General features: G+C 41.8%; 13 protein-coding genes and 1 pseudogene. 3 read left to right on the forward strand and 11 right to left on the reverse strand.

Going from position 1 to position 17,762, the window contains the following annotated elements:
- Positions 1–16: 16 nt before the first annotated feature.
- Genes moaA through AAEY94_RS07905 form a run of 6 tightly spaced genes read right to left on the reverse strand, consistent with a single transcriptional unit; the run spans position 17 to position 5,640 of the window.
- Positions 17–1,003 (reverse strand): GTP 3',8-cyclase MoaA, encoded by a 987-nt coding sequence (gene moaA / locus AAEY94_RS07880; RefSeq protein WP_350978276.1) that lies wholly within the window; start codon positions 1,001–1,003, stop codon positions 17–19.
- An 8-nt stretch (positions 1,004–1,011) separates the two neighbouring features.
- The gene (locus AAEY94_RS07885; protein WP_350978278.1) at positions 1,012–2,829 is read right to left on the reverse strand and encodes a bifunctional molybdopterin-guanine dinucleotide biosynthesis adaptor protein MobB/molybdopterin molybdotransferase MoeA; all 1,818 of its coding nucleotides are present in this window, start codon (positions 2,827–2,829) and stop codon (positions 1,012–1,014) included.
- A gap of 17 nt (positions 2,830–2,846) precedes the next feature.
- Positions 2,847–3,437: a molybdenum cofactor guanylyltransferase MobA gene (gene mobA / locus AAEY94_RS07890; protein ID WP_011639329.1), complete on the reverse strand. Its 591-nt coding sequence runs from the start codon at positions 3,435–3,437 to the stop codon at positions 2,847–2,849.
- Entirely contained in the window at positions 3,421–4,170 is a 750-nt protein-coding gene (locus tag AAEY94_RS07895) for an energy-coupling factor ABC transporter ATP-binding protein (RefSeq protein ID WP_101088590.1), read from the reverse strand. Before AAEY94_RS07895 ends, mobA begins: the two co-directional genes overlap by 17 nt.
- Before the next feature lies 1 nt (position 4,171).
- Entirely contained in the window at positions 4,172–4,879 is a 708-nt protein-coding gene (locus AAEY94_RS07900) for an ABC transporter permease (RefSeq protein ID WP_350978280.1), read from the reverse strand.
- Positions 4,876–5,640: an ABC transporter substrate-binding protein gene (locus AAEY94_RS07905; protein WP_502959390.1), complete on the reverse strand. Its 765-nt coding sequence runs from the start codon at positions 5,638–5,640 to the stop codon at positions 4,876–4,878. The genes AAEY94_RS07900 and AAEY94_RS07905 overlap by 4 nt, the downstream gene beginning before the upstream one ends.
- Before the next feature lie 353 nt (positions 5,641–5,993).
- Between AAEY94_RS07905 and AAEY94_RS07910 the strand changes: the two genes are divergently transcribed.
- Both AAEY94_RS07910 and AAEY94_RS07915 read left to right on the forward strand, forming a co-directional pair.
- The gene (locus tag AAEY94_RS07910) at positions 5,994–7,382 is read left to right on the forward strand and encodes a sigma-54-dependent transcriptional regulator (protein WP_350978282.1); all 1,389 of its coding nucleotides are present in this window, start codon (positions 5,994–5,996) and stop codon (positions 7,380–7,382) included.
- A gap of 56 nt (positions 7,383–7,438) precedes the next feature.
- Entirely contained in the window at positions 7,439–9,529 is a 2,091-nt protein-coding gene (locus tag AAEY94_RS07915; protein WP_350978409.1) for a sensor histidine kinase, read from the forward strand.
- Positions 9,530–10,247: 718 nt separating this feature from the next.
- Here AAEY94_RS07915 and AAEY94_RS07920 read toward each other — a convergent pair.
- Together AAEY94_RS07920 and AAEY94_RS07925 are read right to left on the reverse strand one after the other, a co-directional pair.
- A pseudogene (locus AAEY94_RS07920) lies at positions 10,248–10,929 on the reverse strand (7-cyano-7-deazaguanine/7-aminomethyl-7-deazaguanine transporter).
- A 306-nt stretch (positions 10,930–11,235) separates the two neighbouring features.
- On the reverse strand, positions 11,236–12,618 hold the full coding sequence (locus tag AAEY94_RS07925) for an isochorismate synthase (protein ID WP_101088585.1): 1,383 nt from the start codon (positions 12,616–12,618) through the stop codon (positions 11,236–11,238).
- A 318-nt stretch (positions 12,619–12,936) separates the two neighbouring features.
- Here AAEY94_RS07925 and AAEY94_RS07930 point away from each other — a divergent pair, with 318 nt between their 5' ends.
- Complete coding sequence (locus tag AAEY94_RS07930) at positions 12,937–14,130, forward strand: cyclic di-GMP phosphodiesterase (protein WP_350978284.1); 1,194 nt, start codon at positions 12,937–12,939, stop codon at positions 14,128–14,130.
- Between the two features lie 28 nt (positions 14,131–14,158).
- Here AAEY94_RS07930 and AAEY94_RS07935 read toward each other — a convergent pair whose 3' ends face one another.
- The 3 genes from AAEY94_RS07935 to AAEY94_RS07945 are packed head-to-tail and all read right to left on the reverse strand — an operon-like array spanning position 14,159 to position 17,762.
- Complete coding sequence (locus AAEY94_RS07935; protein WP_350978286.1) at positions 14,159–14,590, reverse strand: group I truncated hemoglobin; 432 nt, start codon at positions 14,588–14,590, stop codon at positions 14,159–14,161.
- Complete coding sequence (locus AAEY94_RS07940) at positions 14,590–15,432, reverse strand: DUF3034 family protein (protein WP_502959388.1); 843 nt, start codon at positions 15,430–15,432, stop codon at positions 14,590–14,592. Before AAEY94_RS07940 ends, AAEY94_RS07935 begins: the two co-directional genes overlap by 1 nt.
- Positions 15,432–17,762, reverse strand: coding sequence for a putative bifunctional diguanylate cyclase/phosphodiesterase (locus AAEY94_RS07945; RefSeq protein ID WP_350978288.1), 2,331 nt, complete (start codon positions 17,760–17,762; stop codon positions 15,432–15,434). Before AAEY94_RS07945 ends, AAEY94_RS07940 begins: the two co-directional genes overlap by 1 nt.

Genomic DNA, 17,762 nt, shown 5'->3' on the forward strand with positions numbered 1-17,762 from the left:
ACGATAGCAAAAACAATTAACCGCCAGTGGCATTCATAAAGCGTAGTATTTGTGGCGCAGCGTTGAGGTTAAAGTGGTGAGATTGCGGCTTGTATTGCATTCCATCGGTAATGGCTTGTTTAAGGCGTTCAATATCGGCGGGGAATTGTCGCACAATTGATTTTAAATCAATGGCATTGTCATTACCTAAGCACAAGAGTAATTGCCCTTCAACAGTCACTCTTACGCGATTACATTGATGACAAAAGTCATTGCTGTGTGGCGATATAAATCCGATCCGAATCGTGCTGTCGGCCATCTTTACATATCGAGAGGGGCCGCCTGTGCGTTTAGATGAAGCGATTAAGGGATAGCGCGTTTCTATAATGTTTCGGACTTCGTCACTTGAACAATGACGGTGACGATGGCGATCATCCATGAGTCCAATTGGCATTTCTTCAATAAAAGCAATATCGAGTTGGCGTTGGCGACAGAACTCAACTAAATCTAATACTTCATGATCGTTTTGCCCGCGTAGAATGACCGCATTAATTTTGATGTTACGAAAGCCAGCCGCTATTGCGGCATCAATGCCAGCGATGACACGCTCCAGTTTACCGTTACGTGTTAGCTGCGTAAACACATCGGGGTTTAAGGTATCAAGGCTGATATTCAATCGGCTAAGACCATTATCAAACAGTGGCTGCGCCAACTTAGATAACCGAGACCCATTAGTGGTCATTGAGAGTTCTTCAAGACCAGGCAATTGCTTTAACAATTTGACCAGTTTGTCACAGTCGGTGCGCACTAATGGTTCACCGCCAGTTAAGCGTATTTTTTTTACCCCAAGCTCTGTAAAAGCTTGGGCTATCCACGATAATTCTTCCAAACTAAGAACATGTGATTTAGGTAAAAAAGTCGGATCTTCACTCATGCAATATACACAGCGAAAATCGCAACGATCGGTTACCGATAAGCGTAAATAATCTACTTTTCGCTGAAAGCTGTCGATAAGTTGGCTCATATCAGCACTTACAGTAAATCAGCAAAGGGTTGAATAAACACAGACTCGCCAGCAGGTATGCTGGCAGTATCATCACCAATAACAATTAAACAATTAGCGCTGACCATTGAGCTGAGCATGCCAGACCCTTGCGCACCCGTGGTACTTACCTTGATTCTGCCATCTGACCCAATAGCATAAATACCGCGTAAAAATTCAGTACGCCCCGTTTTACTGCGTAATGCATGCTGTGCAATGGCAGGAATAAACTGAGGTTGCCAGTGAAGTTCGCCAGCTAATTTACGGATAGCAGGTTGCACAAACTGTAAAAATGCCACCATAACCGCCACAGGGTTTCCCGGTAAGCCAAAAAATAGGCTTTGGTCAATATTCCCTACCGCGAGAGGGCGACCTGGTCGCATGTTAATTCGCCAAAATTGAGTGTTGCCCACATTGGCGAGTGCCGTTTTAATGTAATCGGCATTACCCACAGATACGCCGCCAGAGCTGATGACGATATCTGCTTGCTCTGCCGCAATGCGTAACGTCGCGGTGAGTATGTGTTCATCATCTTCAATAATGCCTAAATCGATAACCTGACAACCGAGCTTTTTAGCCATCGATAATACGGTATAGCGATTTGAGTCATAGATGCAGTTTGGTTTGAGTGTTTGTCCTGGTTGGCTGACTTCATCGCCAGTTGAAAATACCGCGACGGTAGGGCGTTTAAATAAAGGTAGTCGATCAAATCCAAGTGATGCTAGTAGGCCTAGTTCAGCGGCACCTAAGCGTTTTCCTGCCGCTAAAGCGACGTCACCGCTAGCAATATCTTCACCTGCTAGACGTACATGCTGACCTTTAATAATGTGTTCATGTTCAAAAAGGGTTAACAGGTTATCTTGTTCGTTTGCTAGCTCTCGTGGCTGAATGGTGTCAGCGCCTTTTGGCACTGTTGCTCCGGTCATAATGCGCACGGCTTCGCCGTCTTGCAGCATATTGGAGTAATGATGTCCTGCTAATACTTCTGCCACGATTTTAAGAGGTTTATTAGATAAGTTACTAAACGCAAAGGCATAACCGTCCATTGCTGAGTTAGTTTGTTGAGGTACGTTTATTTCAGAAATAATATCATGTGCCAGTACGCGATTATCAATATCGAAAAGACTGACTAATTCAGTGTCCACAATAGGGGTAACTTGACTTAATACCGCCGCAACGCCTTGGGATACACTAATGCCATGTGGACTGTTTTCCGTATCGTCCATTTGAGCTGCTTTGCTCGCATCAATCGGCAAGCGGACCTCTTCTGCCTGCCAATTTTGTTGATAGTGTTGTACAAAATCAGCAATTTGCGCCACGTTGTTTAAATCTAAGCGCGTTAATGAATCAGGTACTGTGGTTTCATCACAACAGGCAATCGCAACGATATTGTCATCATGTATATGAATCAAAGGTTTATTATGTGCTGCACGGTGTAATTCAATTTTAGGTAATGCCAGTTTTTTAAAGCCTTCTACCAGTACGATATCGACTTTTTCTGCTTCAATTTGACGCAGTAAATGTTGTAATTGTGGGTCGTCATCAACAGGATCTTCAGTCATTAATGCCCAGCGTATATGAGACGCTACCAATACTTGCCTTGCCCCAGCTTTGCGCATTTCGAAACTGTCTTTACCCGGAACATCAACATCAAAATTATGATGTGCGTGCTTAATAACGGCTAAACGTAAACCGCGTTCAATTAAGGCCGGAATAAGCTGTTTAAGTAGAGTGGTTTTACCTGTGCCACTGTATGCACAAAATCCCAAAACGGGAATGGACAATGGATTAGAAAATAATGCTGTCATGAAGTACCTCTACTGAATTACTTGGCAATTTGCGTTGCTAACTGCTGTTTTTGTTCTGGTGTATTGATGTTAACGAATGCATTGGGTTGGTCAGCAAAACTTTCTACTGCCACTTTATGTTGGCGATACCAAAAATCAATTTTGCGCTCTCCCGCATCTAAAAAAGCCTGCATCGATGCTGCCAGATGTGGTTTTAGCAATAACACTACGGGTTGTTCATATTCACCATCACTAGCAACAGCAAGGTCGGCTTGTTGTTGCTCTAAAGCCGCTAATAACCTTGCTGTTAAGTCGGTTGGCAGCATAGGACAGTCACAAGGGACCACAAGTAAATAATCAGCTTGAGTCTGTTTTAAGGCGGTAACCATTCCAGCTAAAGGGCCTAAATAACCGCTGTCTTGATCGCTGAAAACGGTGTAACCCCATTGCTCATATTGAGCTTGGTTTCGATTTGCGTTAATCAGGATCTGATCCACTTGAGTCGACAGCTTATTAATGGTATGACAAATCATCGCTTGGCCATTGAGATCCACTAAGCCTTTGTCATTGCCGCCCATTCGTCTTGCCATGCCGCCAGCTAAAATCACCGCATCAATTTGTGGTGCCATAATGTAATTCCGTTGTGTGGGTATCATGTAAATCATCTGTTTGGGGTACATGAATACTGGTATGAATTGTGCGTTGCTTTATATGCCAATGTTGTTGACACAACGCGGTCAGGCCACAGGTTTGATGACTGCTAATTAGCAGTCCTGTGCCGTCTTGTTTGAGTTGATTAATCATCGCGAGCACTAAGCGCTGTGAGTGTTTATCCATATTCGAAATCGGTTCATCAAGCATTAACAGTTTAGGTTGTGCTATCCAAGCTCTGGCAATGGCAAGACGTTGTCTCTCGCCCCCCGATAGATCGCTAGCATTATGATTCAGTAAATCGGTGAGTTGAGCCATATGAATGGCCTGTTGGATCCGTTTTTTACGTTGTTCAGGCGCTAAAGCCCGCTGATCCAAGGCGTAGGTTAAGTTGTACTTTACTGTGCCTTCAAAAAGATAAGGATGTTGATGTAAATAAACCGCTTTACCTAAAAGAGATGACGGTCGCCACCACGTTTGAGGCGCAAAACCCTGGCTGGTGATCTGGCCTTGGTTTGGTTTAATCAATCCAGCGAGGAGTTTCATTAAGGTCGATTTACCCGAGCCATTGTCACCTTGCAGGTAAATGACATCACCTTGGCTAAAATGTAAATCAGTTGCGCTAAAGAGTCTCTGCTGATTAAAGGTTACCAGTAGGTTAGTTGCATGAATACTGGCCAAAGAGGTGTCTGAGTCATGTGATAATGTCATCTTAATGACTCCTTGGGAGGGCTTTGCCTCGCAATGAACCTAAGATGAAGTTTAACACTACCGCTAATATTAATAAGACTAATCCTAGCGCGATAGCTTGTGCAAAATCGCCTTTGCTCGTTTCAAGTGCTATTGCGGTGGGAATATTACGGGTGACATTCATAATATTACCCCCTACCATCATCGAGCAACCTACTTCAGTTAAAATGCGACTAAACGCTGCAATAATGGCGAGTAGTAAGGGGCCCCGCAGTTCACGACATAAGGTCCAAACCGCGCGTAGCCATGAGGCTCCTAATGTACGAGATGTTTCCCACGCTCTACGATCTACACTGGCAAAAGCGGCTTGCGACAATGCGATTAATACTGGAGCACAAATTAACATCTGTCCTAAAATCATTCCTTTTTGGGTGAATAGCCACTTTAAATCGCCTAAGACACCATTGCGAGTTAACAATAAATATACTAATAAACCAATCACGACAGTGGGAATGGATTGCAATGTTTGCACTAAATTAGTGACGATCCAACGGCCTTTGAAATGACTAAACGCGAGGATAAAACCTAACATCATCGACGGAACAATGGTGATCAACAGCGCGGCAAAAGACACCGAAAATGAGATGTTAATAATTGCCCACACATGTGGGTCAAAAGATAGCAGCAAACTAAATGCTTGCTGCAATAGGGCTAACCAGCCGTCACTCATTTTTTATAAGTTGCCTTAAACAATTGCTCTCCTTGCACTTTATAATTATTGATCATAGTTTGCGTTGCAGGGCTAATAAACCAATCGCTTAATGCTCTTGCCCCTTTATGATTCAAGTCTGGGTATTTTGTAGGGTTGATCAAAATAATTTGGTAAGGGTTAGCTAATTCCGCGCCACCTTCAAAACTAATATTAAGGTCTAGCTTAGCTTTATAAGCAATAAACGTACCGCGATCCGCTAATGTATAAGCCTGAAACTCATTGGCCATTAATAAGGTTTTACCCATGCCTTGCCCAACGGAGGTATAGCCGCTAAATTCAGGTTTAACGCCCGCATCTTTCCAAATGGCTAACTCTTTCATATTAGTACCAGAGTTATCACCACGAGAAATAAATTTACTTGGCTTATGAGCTATTTTGCTAAATGCTTCAATGGCATCTTTGCTCGACTTGAGCCCAGCCGGATCATTTTTAGGCCCTAATACAATAAAATCATTTTCCATAATTCCGCGAGGCTCAATACCATAACCGTCAGCAACAAACTGTGCTTCGGCTTCTGGAGCATGAGTCATAACAACATCAACATCTCCCTGACTTGCCAGCTTCAATGCTTTACCTGTACCCGTAGCAATCACTTGTACACTATAGCCTGATTCCGCTTCAAATTTTGGCAACAGCGCCCCAAGTAATCCTGAGTTTTCAGTACTGGTTGTGGTCGCTAACTTGATCACTTCATTTGCGAGTGCAGTTTGGCTGAACATTGCTCCACTGAGTACCGATGCCGCCAACAGAATACTAACGCTTGCTTTGAGTTTTAACATTGCCGCTCCTTGATATATTAATAATCATGATGTTCATACTGAAAACTTGTACAAAACATTAAGCCGTTTTGCTTAATTACTAATGCAATAAGCAAGTTAGATGCCAAGCAGTGTTAATGCAAATACAGTTCACGCATAAAATCGAAACTGTGAACTTGCTCCCAAGCTTTAATCATTTATCTTAGACAAATTGTCCCACGATCACTTTTCTGTGGTTCATAGTGACCAAGTGTTGTGATTTCGATGATACAGTAGTGAAAAGCGCGTCAAAATGTCCAAATAAGAGTCCATTTATGAGTCCAAATGAACATATTTCCCCAGTAAGCAAGACCACTATGTCGGTTCTTATCGTTGATGATGAGCCTGGCATGCGTAGTTTTTTGATGAAAGCCTTGGCAAAGAAGTTTGCCTTGGTAGAAACCGCCTCCACAATTGCCCAAGCAGAAGAATTACGCAGTCACGGCCATTTCGATTTATTGATTGTTGATATTCGATTGCCCGATCGTTCAGGTATCGAGTGGCATGAAGCGCTAGATGATCCAGATCGTCAATCAGATATCATTTTTATGACCGGTTATGCTGATATGGATGTGGCAATCAAAGCATTACGTGCTGGCGCCTCTGATTTCATTATGAAACCGTTTCACTTAGAACAAATGATTACCGCCGTTGACCGCTGTATCGAGAAACGATTGCTAAAGCGTGAAAATTTTATGCTAAGGCGAGAACTATCGCACGGACAGTCATCCACCATTATCGGCAACAGTGAAGCTATCCGTGATGTGAAAGAGGTCATTGAACGCATCGCACCGACTAACGCAGTTGTACTAATTGAGGGCGAATCAGGCACAGGTAAAGAGCTGGTGGCCAGACAATTACATCTACAGAGTGGCCGAAGTGGTGCATTTGTCCCAGTAAACTGTGGTGCCATCGCCCCTGAATTGTTAGCCAGTGAACTATTTGGCCATACAGCGGGCGCATTTACCGGGGCTAAAGGTAATCGTGAAGGGTTATTTAGTTATGCCTCTGGTGGCACGATATTTTTGGACGAAATTGGCGAAATGCCGATGAACATGCAAACCGCTTTACTCAGAGTGCTTGAGCAACGTGCTATTCGTCCTGTAGGAAGTGAAAAAGAAATCGATATTAATGTGCGCGTTGTCGCGGCCACTAATCGTTTATTAATTGATGAAGTTGAAGCGGGTCGTTTCAGACGTGATTTATTTTATCGTTTGAATGTATTGAACATTGTTATTCCATCTTTGCGCTCTCGGCCAGAAGATGTTGTTGAGCTGACTCATTACTTTACCTTGCAGTTGTCACAAGAGCTGGGTATTAAAGATGTTATTTGGAGTCACGAAGACCTACAAGTACTGCAACAGCATGATTGGCCCGGTAACATTCGTGAACTGCGTAATATGATTGAACGTTGCATCTTATTAGGCAAACCGCCTGCGGAATATTGGAAAAAACCAGTGTCAGTTATGGTGAATGATGCGATGGGCTACCCGTTAAATTGGCCATTAAAAGAAGTTGAAAAACAACATGTGACCAAAGTGGTCGATAGCCATAGTGGTAATAAATCTGCTGCCGCGCGAGATTTAGGAGTGTCACGAAAAACATTAGATAGAAAATTTAAAGATTGGCTAACCCATGAAAAACAAGGCCTTGAGGAAGAATAATAGTGGTGCATTCTACTGGTGTTTTTACGCGAGTTTTCGGTATTAGTTGGCTGCAAATGCAAGCCAAAGTGCGTTATCGGATTTTGTTTTTGACATCATTACCCATCTTATTAACCTTAATTAGCTTAGTATTTATTACCATTTACTGGAATGTTATATACACAGGTAAGCAATTGTTTATGAAGGTAAAGGCTGACTTGGTTGTCGCTAATAGTACCTTGGTGCAAGTGCAGGAACGCCAACAAGACAAGCTCGACTCGATAAGTGAATCATGGGATTTTCAACATGCATTTAGGCTAATAAAACACAGTGAGCAACAACCTAATCCAAGTGCGATAAGTGCATTAAATATTCTTTTGGCACAACAGAAAAAAGAGTTAGGGTTAGACTTTTTACGTTTAATTAGTGTTGCCGATGCCGCTGGAGATCCTGATTTACGTTTGATGTTACATCAAACCAAACAGAAGGTTTTTTCGGGTTTAATGGTATTGCCAGCCAAACGTCTCGAAAGAATTAACTCAGGTTTAGCAAAACAAGCTCAAATTACATTGATCCCGACATTACATGCTAAAAACCCTAAACAAACCATGGAAACCCGAGGTTTATTAAGTCGAACGCTACTGCCAATAGCCGATCAGTCGGGAAATGTATTTTGGTATTTAGATGGTGGGATGTTGTTTAACCACAATACCGACATAGTCGATAGTATTCGTGACTTAGTATACGGCAAAGGCACTTTGCCTGAACGTTCAATCGGTACCGTAACCCTTTTTTTGGATAATATTCGCATTAGCACCAACGTGCCTATGGAGTTGTTTCCAAAAGACAGCAATAAATCCAATAGAGCCATGGGGACCTTAGTGTCTGATGAGGTTTATCAGCAAGTACTGATGGAAGGTCAAACGTGGATAAATCGTGCCTTTGTACTTAATGATTGGTATATCTCGGGTTATCTACCTTTACTCGATGTTCGTGGCAAAAGGGTTGGGATGGTGTATGCGGGCTTCTCTGAGTCGCCTTTTTTACATAATTATTTACTCAATATTATCGAGCTCGGCACTATTTTAGTTTTCGTGTTATTGATTTCAGGGTTTTTAGTTTATCGCGCTGCTAATAGTTTACTTCAACCTATTGAATATATTCACCAAGTTGTTACCGCAGTACAGTCTGGTCGAAATGTCAGAATTGGTAAATTAGACATCAACGGTGATAACGAGTTGGCGCATTTGGCCGAGCAATTTGACCGAATGTTAGATCAGTTGCAGCGACGTAATACTCAAATTCAAGCGGCAGCAGAGCAGTTGGAAATAAAAGTAGAACAACGTACCCGCAGCTTGCAAGATAAAACAGAAGAGCTCGAACGCAATGTTGCGTTGTTGCATGCCACCAGACAGCAATTAGTGACTAACGAAAAACTGACCGCACTGGGCGAACTGATTGCCGGTATTGCCCACGAAATTAATAATCCTACTGCCGTTATCTTGGGGAACATGGAGCTATTAAAATATGAGCTGGGTGACAATGCTGCGATAGTCGAAGAAGAAATTGAATTGGTTATTCAACAAGTCGGTAGGATAACGACTATCATCCGTAGCCTGCTGCAATATAGCCGTCCTGGTGAGTTTAATGCGCCGATAACATTACAACCTGTGACGCCAATTGTTGAAGAGATGCTGTTATTAGCGCGTCACTCTATTGAGCAACAAGAAGTGAAGTTGATCAAGGAGTTTACGGCTACAGGTTCAGTAGAAGTCAATCGACCTCAGCTATTACAAGTGCTGATTAACTTAATGGTTAATGCTGCCCATGCGATTGAGAATAAAGGACGGATTTGGCTACGAACCTACGACTGGCTAGAAGACGGAATCGCTATTGGGGTAAAAATTGAAGTTGAAGATGAAGGGATGGGGATTTCGAAACAAGATTTGAGTCGTATCTTTGATCCATTTTATACCACCCGTAAAGATGGTACTGGTTTAGGGTTATCTCTGAGTTATGGGATTATTAAACGACTTGGCGGGATGATCGAAGTGAATTCGACGGTAGGCACTGGCACGATATTTACCATTGGGCTTTACCATAAAGCCAAAGATGATCAGCAGCTTGGGCCTTATGAAGGCCTACATTTTGGTGACAGTACACAGTAAAATACTTTACTAAATAGGCAAGAAATAGGCAAAAAATAGGCAAAAAAAAGCCGGGTGATTAACCCGGCCACAAAGAGTGTGTGAGCAATGTCGTGCTTGCGAACTCTGCAGACTAATTAAAGGTGATGAAGTCTCTATTTAGCAAACCGAGCTTTGGAACGCAAGTTAATAATAATCATTCTCATTTGTATTTGCAAGTGTTTATCGTCATAAATTTCATTTTTATATATAACTTCTTAAAATTATTAGGTTAGTCATTGATTAATAAGGAAAATATTTTCTCTATTAGCCTTTTGCCATTATATTTAGATGGGTTTATTAAATGAAACTATTTTTATGTGGATTTCAGCGTTGTTTAGCGTAATGGCAAATGGGTTTGTGCTGTCGGAATATACTATTAGCCTTACTAGAGCTACTGCGCAGAGATATAGAGTGAAGTTCTGTGTAAATCCGCTTTAATCTACACTATTTAGTTATATAGCCTCAGGTGAGAATCAAAACGGAATGTCGTCATCCCAGCTGTCGAAAACATTGTAAACGCCGCATCAATGTCGCTTACTGTCGGCATAATTAATTAAGCCGACAGTCGCTTTTATTGATTAACTGCTTATGTAAATCAAGCAATCATTTAAATAAACCTATTATCTAAATTAAACCTATTATCTAAATTAAACCTATCATCTAGATTAAACGTTTACGCAAATACTATGATGCTCACTTACTTGCTTACTTGGATAACTACGTTGTCATTATCGTTGCTGTTATTAAGTAGAATCTTGTCTTGCAGCACTTTTAGTAACACACCATAAGCGGGCAAAAACAAACCTAGGCTCACTATCAGCTTAAAGGCGTAATCCACAGTGGCTATTTCTGGCCAGTGTGTTGCCATAAACGCATCGTTTGAGGCATAAAACGCTACACTGAAAAATACTAAGGTGTCGACTAAATTACCGATTAATGTCGATGCTGCAGGTGCGACCCACCAAGCTTTGGCCTGACGTAATTTTGCAAATACAGTGATATCCATGAGCTGGCCAATTAAGTAAGCCACAAAGCTGGCAAAAGCGATACGAAATACAAAATTATTCCACTCAGCTAAAGCGCTAAACGTTTGCAATTGACCTTGATGAAACAATACGCCGACTAAATACGACACGACAAGTGCCGGTATCATGGCTTTGAGGATAATGCCTCTAGCGGCTTGCTGACCAAAAACTCTCACGGTTAAATCAGTCGCTAGATATACAAATGGAAAGCTAAAAGCACCCCCAAGTGGTGTGGTAGCTAAATAGCTGAAATGGCAGTTGGACAAGGTAGTTGCTTGCGCAAATAATTAAGATATGAAAACTGACTAATAGCATCAGTGCTCGGCGATATTTCGCCTGGGTTAACGTCAACATATTGTGGCCTTTTTAATTGGGTTAGCGCGGGGTGAGGGAACCCGCTATGAATTTAGTTAGCAGTAAGTACTTATGCTAACGAGGCTATTTAGCCGCCGTTAAAAAAATAAGCTTACGTCTGTTATAGAGATTATTATTATTGTAGTTTATTGGCCGAGTTTACGTTACACACATCCATTAGTTAGGCCATATTGAAGGCAATACCAAGGTGTTGGCAAACGCGGGGGCGGGATAATAGCATGTGCTTTGCACAAGCGAAAGATTTCGTCGAGGATAACGCTATTGGTTTTAGTTCGCTGAGGAAGATTAAAAGTCGATTAAAATAGACAGAACTGTGGCTAACTTATTTTCCAGTTCTTGCCATTCAGCTTCAGGATCTGAGCCTGCAACAATGCCTGCGCCAGCAAATAAATTGATTCTTCTCGGCTCTATCAGTGCACTTCTAATTGCGACTGAAAACTCTGATTCATGATGATTTAAATAACCACAAGCTCCAGCATACCAACCTCTTGCATAACCTTCACGCTGGCGAATAAAGTTCAGTGCAGCCTCGCGCGGTAATCCACCCACTGCGGGAGTTGGGTGCAGTGCGCGTAGTAATTCAAAATCACTAACACCTGGCTTTAACTGCGCTCGAATAGCACGGTGCAAATGTTGAATATGATTAAGCTTGAAAATTTTAGGTTGCTCATCAGCACCTACATATTGGCTTAACGGTGTGAGCACATCGACAATATGTTTTCTGACCAACTGATTTTCATGGCTATTTTTAATGTCATCTAATAATGCCTGTGCCAGTACATTATCTTCTTCTGGATTGAGCCCTCGGACAGTTGTTCCTGCTAATGCTTCGGTAAACAGTTCCTGTTGACGACGTAAATATAACCGTTCTGGTGAGCAAGAAATAAATGCGCGTTCAGGGCTAAATTGGAATCCAAATTGAAAACTATTCGGATTACGGCCTTGCCAACATGCTAGTACTGTCCACGGGTCAATATTGTCATCTACATCTATTTGGCTGTGGCGTGATAATACGACTTTAGGTGTTGAGTTGATAAAATTTGCTTGAGTGACTTGTTCAACTAACTCTTTCCAACGTGAAAAATTAGGTAAATCACTTCGACCCATTAATGTGAGTTTATTCGGCGGCGACAAAGGACGTGGCTTTTGCACCATTGCGATAGCATTTAGGGCAGATTGTATTTCGTCTTCAGGCTCACCATTTTCAAAATTAAGATTCACTAATACTCTGACGTGATTACCGCTACGGCGTAATTCAATTCTGGGTAATATAAAGTGCGCACGACCAAACTCAGGCCAACATTCTACAGTGCGATCAAACGCTAAACCGCCATAATAACGAATATCTTGATGATTGGTTTTATTGCGTTGCTGTTGATAAATTTGCGCTAGGGCATTGTCGTCAACTTGGTCGGCAAAATAAAACGTTTTGCATGAGCCTATGGCGGCGACATCTTCGTTTCTATCGCGGCCGTGCCAATAGATTTTTGGGTATATGGTTTGAGCGCTTAACCAGGATATTAATGGCAGCGCAGCAGTCTCTACAGATAACTGCACGATAGGGTCACAGATCGGCACATTGCGAAGTTGTTCGAGCTTAGTAATTAACTCGCTAAATTGTGATGAAAAAAAGTGACCAGCCAATCTATACCTCTCGTATAACAACATAAGAGTTAACGTTAATAAACCTATTAAATTGTGTCAATTGGCAAGATGAAAGCGTGTGATCTGAATTGCTAATATAGCGTACTCTTTACCAGCATCTTTGTACTGTAAATGATGCGGCAGCAAGTTACTCAATATCATCAACAACAGCTTGATTGTTTCTCGTTGAGGTTTTTTACAAAGATCGTGAATCGGAATGTGACCATACGGTAATATTTCCCTAAAAGAAGTAGGCGAACGAGCTAAAGTAGTTCAAAATATAGCTAGTATTATGTGAGCTAGATCCCGTTATTAAAGTTCTCTTTCGGAGTAATTGTTACAATGAATGATTCTGTGGAATCAAGCAATGTCATTAAAATCCCCATCGATAAACTTGCTTTAGGCATGTTTGTGACGGCAATAGATCATCAGCAAAGTAAGGTGGCTATTCGTAATCCCGGACAAATCAAACATCGTGATGCAATTTTAAAGCTGAAAAAAAATAACATTCTGCTTGTGTGGGTTGATGTTGATCGATCTTCAGATACTTGCGGGCTAAAAACAGCAGGTAAATCGAGCTCTGCTAGCAGTTTATTGGTACGTAAAGCGACCGTCACTCGAGATGGTCAACAAGTGCAGGCAAAAAAGCTACTTGCTGAAGCAAAAGGCTTAATTCAAAAAGTGATGTCGGAAACCTTCAACGGTAAAGCCATTGAAGTCAGTCAATTTGAAGATGTTGCCGACAAAATGATTGAGTCTGTTATGGACGATGCGGATGCATTTAAGTGTATTTCTGCACTGCGTACCAAAGATGCTTATTTGCTTGAACATTCTATTAATGTTGCCTTTTTATTGGTGACTTTTGGTAAACATCTTAAGCTTGATCGTGAACTGCTAAAGCAGATGGCTGTGGGGGGGATTTTGCATGATATTGGCAAAATCCAGGTCGATAACGAAATTTTGCACAAACCAGGTAAGCTAACCCCAGAAGAATTTGAGCACATGAAATTGCATCAGTTTTATGCAATTGAAATCATGAATGAAACAAAAGGCTTATCGCAAGTGAGTAAAGATGTGTGCTTAATGCATCATGAAAAACTCGATGGCCGTGGTTACCCTAATGGTTTAAAAGATGAACAAATTCCTCAACATGGGCGTATGAGCTGTATTGTTGATATTTTTGATGCATTAACTGCTTCGCGTTGCTACAAAGAAGCCATGAGCCCGGCGGCAGCGTTTAAAATTTTGATAAGCTTGACCCCATTTCATCTTGATCAAAAGCTTGTTTATGAGTTCATTCGCTGTGTGGGAATATATCCAGTCGGTTCATTGGTGCAGCTATCGGATGAACGAGTCGGAATAGTATGGGACTCTAAAGGGCGTGATGCGTTGCATCCTATTGTTAAGTGTTTTTATTTGATTAAACATAAGCGCTACACTGAAGTGACTATGGTTGATTTGCTTAAATCGGAATTGCATATTGAACGTGGCGTATCACCAAGTATGCTTGATGTCGATCCCAGCCAGTTTTACTAATCGGTTATCATCATAAACGGTTGCACAACTAATGTTCGATAATATCTTGATACAGTGGTGCTAATTTAGCCAGTAATGCATTGCGGGTTGCTAGTGGGATATGCTGTTGTTTAAGTGCTTCGATTAAATGACCCACAACGGCATCAAAGTCAGCTTGGCTAATGTGTAATCCAATATGTGCATCAAACATGGATGCACCTTGGTACACGCATTCACCGCCACTGATTGCACATAAATGCTCAATAAGCCGTTGGCGGAAAATCTGAATATCAGTTTGTTCAAAATGATGCAGAATGCGTTTGTCTTGGGATAAATGGGCTAGAAAGTCATCGGTAATCATACTGACGCCTTTATCTCCTCCCAGTTGCTGATATAGAGTTGTGGGTTGGCTTGCACAGGCAACAGACAGGAATAACAATGCGCCCAAAACGACGATATGATGTTTAATAATATTAACCATTACAGCGTTCCCTCTACAGATAAATACCACCCTTGCTGTTGCTCAAATCCGGCAATGCTGCCTAAATCAACATAAGCGCCTACAACAGAAAGGTGTTTATTAACAAACCAAGCCATAAAAATATCCTGCCAATCATTTTCTTCTGCAAAACCAAGTTGATCAGGCTTTTGTTTGTATTCATAACCCAGTGCAATATTATCGGTTAATAACACTGCAATAGAGGCTTCAGCTTGCAGTTGGTAATCGTTGTTCGTCGCAGTACCAAAACCAAGCAAACCAGTTTGGTTAGCTTTGGTTGCTCTGAGGGTTAAGTTAGTCACCAGATTACGGCCAGCAATGGCATCAAAATAGACTTTACTGGCAGCTAAATAGATATCAACTCCCCAGTCATCCCTTGCCCCAACAGCTTGCGGTAATGCAAAGTCGTCCACCCGTTTATATTGTAGCCCTAAGCTAATTTGTGGCATGGCGGTGTATAGCACTTCACCGGCTAGTTTGTATTTTACGCCAACAATATCTTGGACCAGTTTGCCGCCTAGGGTGTCTAGATCAAAAGTTTGCTTAGCAATACTGAGTTCAAAGCGGTTATCAATGCTTAAGGATGCGCCAATAGAATGTAAGGTAAAATCGTCAACATAGACGGCAGTATTCATTGCTGTGAAAGACCATTGGTCTGAGCTTGCATAACCATTAATGACTGCCCAAGGTACTATTCCTCCCCCAGCACTACCCTCAATAGTTGTGGCGCCACCAGTAGCGATTACTTTACTTGTCTCAGCGTGAGCAGAAGCACTGATGAGGCTTAATAGCACCGATAATAGAATGCACATTGGTTGATACATTAACGTGGCGTATCCTTAACTGGGGGCTGATTGTTAGATTGATTAAATTGCTGGAACCACACAATAAAATCATCTGCGTTAAGCGGTTTTGAATACACATAACCTTGAATTATATCGCAATTTAGCCCGCGCAGAATATTGATGCCTTCTACAGATTCAACGCCTTCAGCCACGACGGATAAATTAAGTCCTTTAATCAGTCTAATGCTGCTATCGACAATCATTAAATCAGTTGCATCAGTATGAATATCTTTAATAAAACTGCGATCAATCTTCACTTCATTAACGGGCAGTAACTTTAAGTAAGCTAATGAAGAGTGCCCGGTACCAAAGTCATCGATGGCAATGGCTAAGCCGATATTTCTAAACTGCTGTAAAACAGCAATCACCGTTTGTGCATCTTTCATCACAGCACCTTCGGTCACCTCTATCGACAGAGCGTTAATCGGTAAATTATTGCTAATCAGTAACAGTTCAATGTCTAACGGCAGCTGAGGATTAGTGAGATCATGGGCAGATAAATTAATCGCCACCGTCAGCGAAATACCTTGTTGCTGCCATTTAGCTAGCTGCTTAATGGTAGTATTTAATACCCAGTCGCTGATCATCGAGATATTACCTGAGTTTTCCGCTAAACGAATGAACTCATCCGGCGGGATAAACCCCAGTTCAGGATGCTGCCAGCGGATCAGGGTTTCTGCGCCATGGCAATGATTGCTCTGAATATTCACTTTAGGTTGAAACACCAAATGCAACTGCCCTTGTGCTAAGGCAATCGGTAAATCACGGATAATCATTAATTCACGTAAATAGCGTTCATCTTCACCTTGTTGATAAGTGGCTATGCCTAGGGATTCCACTCGGGCTTGATTTAATGCAATTTCAGCATGGCGAATTAAAGTATCAATATCATTACAGTCATAGTCACTGGATAAATCAACAATCCCTACCCGCACATTGACACTTATTTTTGAGCCCTGAATAGAAAATGGATTAGTTAATTGTCGTAGATAGTTATCAAGCTTTTCAAGCGGAATACTCGGTTGGAATAGCAACAAAAACGAGTCGCCATCCAAGCGCGATATTAGTTGGGCCGTTGGGGATAAGCTTTCTAAACGGCTGGCAAACAACACCAATAAATCGTCGGCATTGGCAAATCCAATGATGTTATTTAAATGGCGAAAGTTTTTAATGTCTATCATCACTAAGCTGCCATGCATTTTACTGAGCAGCAGGCTGAGTTGTTGTTTAGCGGCCAAGCGATTATATAAACCCGTGAGGTTATCGTGTTGTGATTGATAAACTAAATCGTTTTCGCGCGATTCAATATTTTCACGCATTATCGATAAGGTGTTGGCTAATACTTGTAACTCAGCGGGTGCACCTTTAATCGGCGGAGGGTTTTCACCTTGGCCGACTTTGCGAGCAAAATTAACTAATGCATAAATGGGTTTCGTTAAGCCGCCAGAAAACCAAGCGGCAATCATAAACGCCAGTAAACACGTTATCGCGAATATAATTAACATGTTATTGCGCAGGGCATCGTAATTTTGCTGCCACTTAACATTTGATTGATGTAGTACCGCCCACTGATGACCACTATTTTTATCTAACGCAATGGTGGTCGATAAGTAGTTTGATGGTATGTCATCGCTGACCTTATCCACTGTTTTTGCTAATAGGTTAATACGCGCTAAAACATCTTGTTGTTGAGCTTGGGCTAGGGTCGAGACAATTTCAATTCTGCCAGCGGACTGGTTGATAAAACTGATATCAATTCCGGTAATGGTTTTGGCTTGGTCTGCGACATTCTTGTCCATAGTGAAGCCCATGCCGACCCAAGCTATTAATGTTGGCGCTTTGACGGGTTGCAACACAAATTGGTAACTACTGTGGTCATAATTGAAAATTTCGAACGTGGTTGAGCGATTCTTGGTTAATGCAAATAACTCATCTACATTAGCTGCAGTGAGCCCTTGCAAGCTTGATGACAGTAGTTTTCCCTGTGGAGATAATAAAATAGCAGCGTCAGCATTAATGCGCCTGCCATGGTTGGCTAACACTGACGATATTGTATCTTGCTCGCCAGTGGCAACGGCGCGTTTAAAACCAAAGTCCGCACTGAGTAACGACAAACTTTGATTTAGCTGATCGCTTCGGTTCGATAACATTTCGACAAAAATATTGGAACCAATATTAAGGTTTTGAGTTTGCTGTTGGCGAAAATCTCGCTGAGTTGCGCTTAATACAAACAAGGCAGTGGTTAACTGCATTAAGGTCAGTATTAATAGGAAAGCTATTATCAGCCGGTTGCGAAAACTAGTAGGCAT

The organism is Shewanella sp. AC34-MNA-CIBAN-0136 (assembly GCF_040309945.1).
Lineage (GTDB): Bacteria > Pseudomonadota > Gammaproteobacteria > Enterobacterales > Shewanellaceae > Shewanella.

Excerpts from the sequence above, each read along its gene's own strand:
- mobA (WP_011639329.1), bottom strand. The coding sequence starts at position 3,437 with ATGGCACCACAAATTGATGCGGTGATTTTAGCTGGCGGCATGGCAAGA.
- AAEY94_RS07925 (WP_101088585.1), bottom strand. The coding sequence starts at position 12,618 with ATGTTGTTATACGAGAGGTATAGATTGGCTGGTCACTTTTTTTCATCA.
- AAEY94_RS07945 (WP_350978288.1), bottom strand. The coding sequence starts at position 17,762 with ATGCCTACTAGTTTTCGCAACCGGCTGATAATAGCTTTCCTATTAATA.
- AAEY94_RS07885 (WP_350978278.1), bottom strand. The coding sequence starts at position 2,829 with ATGACAGCATTATTTTCTAATCCATTGTCCATTCCCGTTTTGGGATTT.
- AAEY94_RS07895 (WP_101088590.1), bottom strand. The coding sequence starts at position 4,170 with ATGACATTATCACATGACTCAGACACCTCTTTGGCCAGTATTCATGCA.
- AAEY94_RS07935 (WP_350978286.1), bottom strand. The coding sequence starts at position 14,590 with ATGGTTAATATTATTAAACATCATATCGTCGTTTTGGGCGCATTGTTA.
- AAEY94_RS07940 (WP_502959388.1), bottom strand. The coding sequence starts at position 15,432 with ATGTATCAACCAATGTGCATTCTATTATCGGTGCTATTAAGCCTCATC.
- moaA (WP_350978276.1), bottom strand. The coding sequence starts at position 1,003 with ATGAGCCAACTTATCGACAGCTTTCAGCGAAAAGTAGATTATTTACGC.
- AAEY94_RS07930 (WP_350978284.1), top strand. The coding sequence starts at position 12,937 with ATGAATGATTCTGTGGAATCAAGCAATGTCATTAAAATCCCCATCGAT.
- AAEY94_RS07905 (WP_502959390.1), bottom strand. The coding sequence starts at position 5,640 with ATGTTCAGCCAAACTGCACTCGCAAATGAAGTGATCAAGTTAGCGACC.
- AAEY94_RS07900 (WP_350978280.1), bottom strand. The coding sequence starts at position 4,879 with ATGAGTGACGGCTGGTTAGCCCTATTGCAGCAAGCATTTAGTTTGCTG.
- AAEY94_RS07910 (WP_350978282.1), top strand. The coding sequence starts at position 5,994 with ATGAGTCCAAATGAACATATTTCCCCAGTAAGCAAGACCACTATGTCG.
- AAEY94_RS07915 (WP_350978409.1), top strand. The coding sequence starts at position 7,439 with ATGCAAGCCAAAGTGCGTTATCGGATTTTGTTTTTGACATCATTACCC.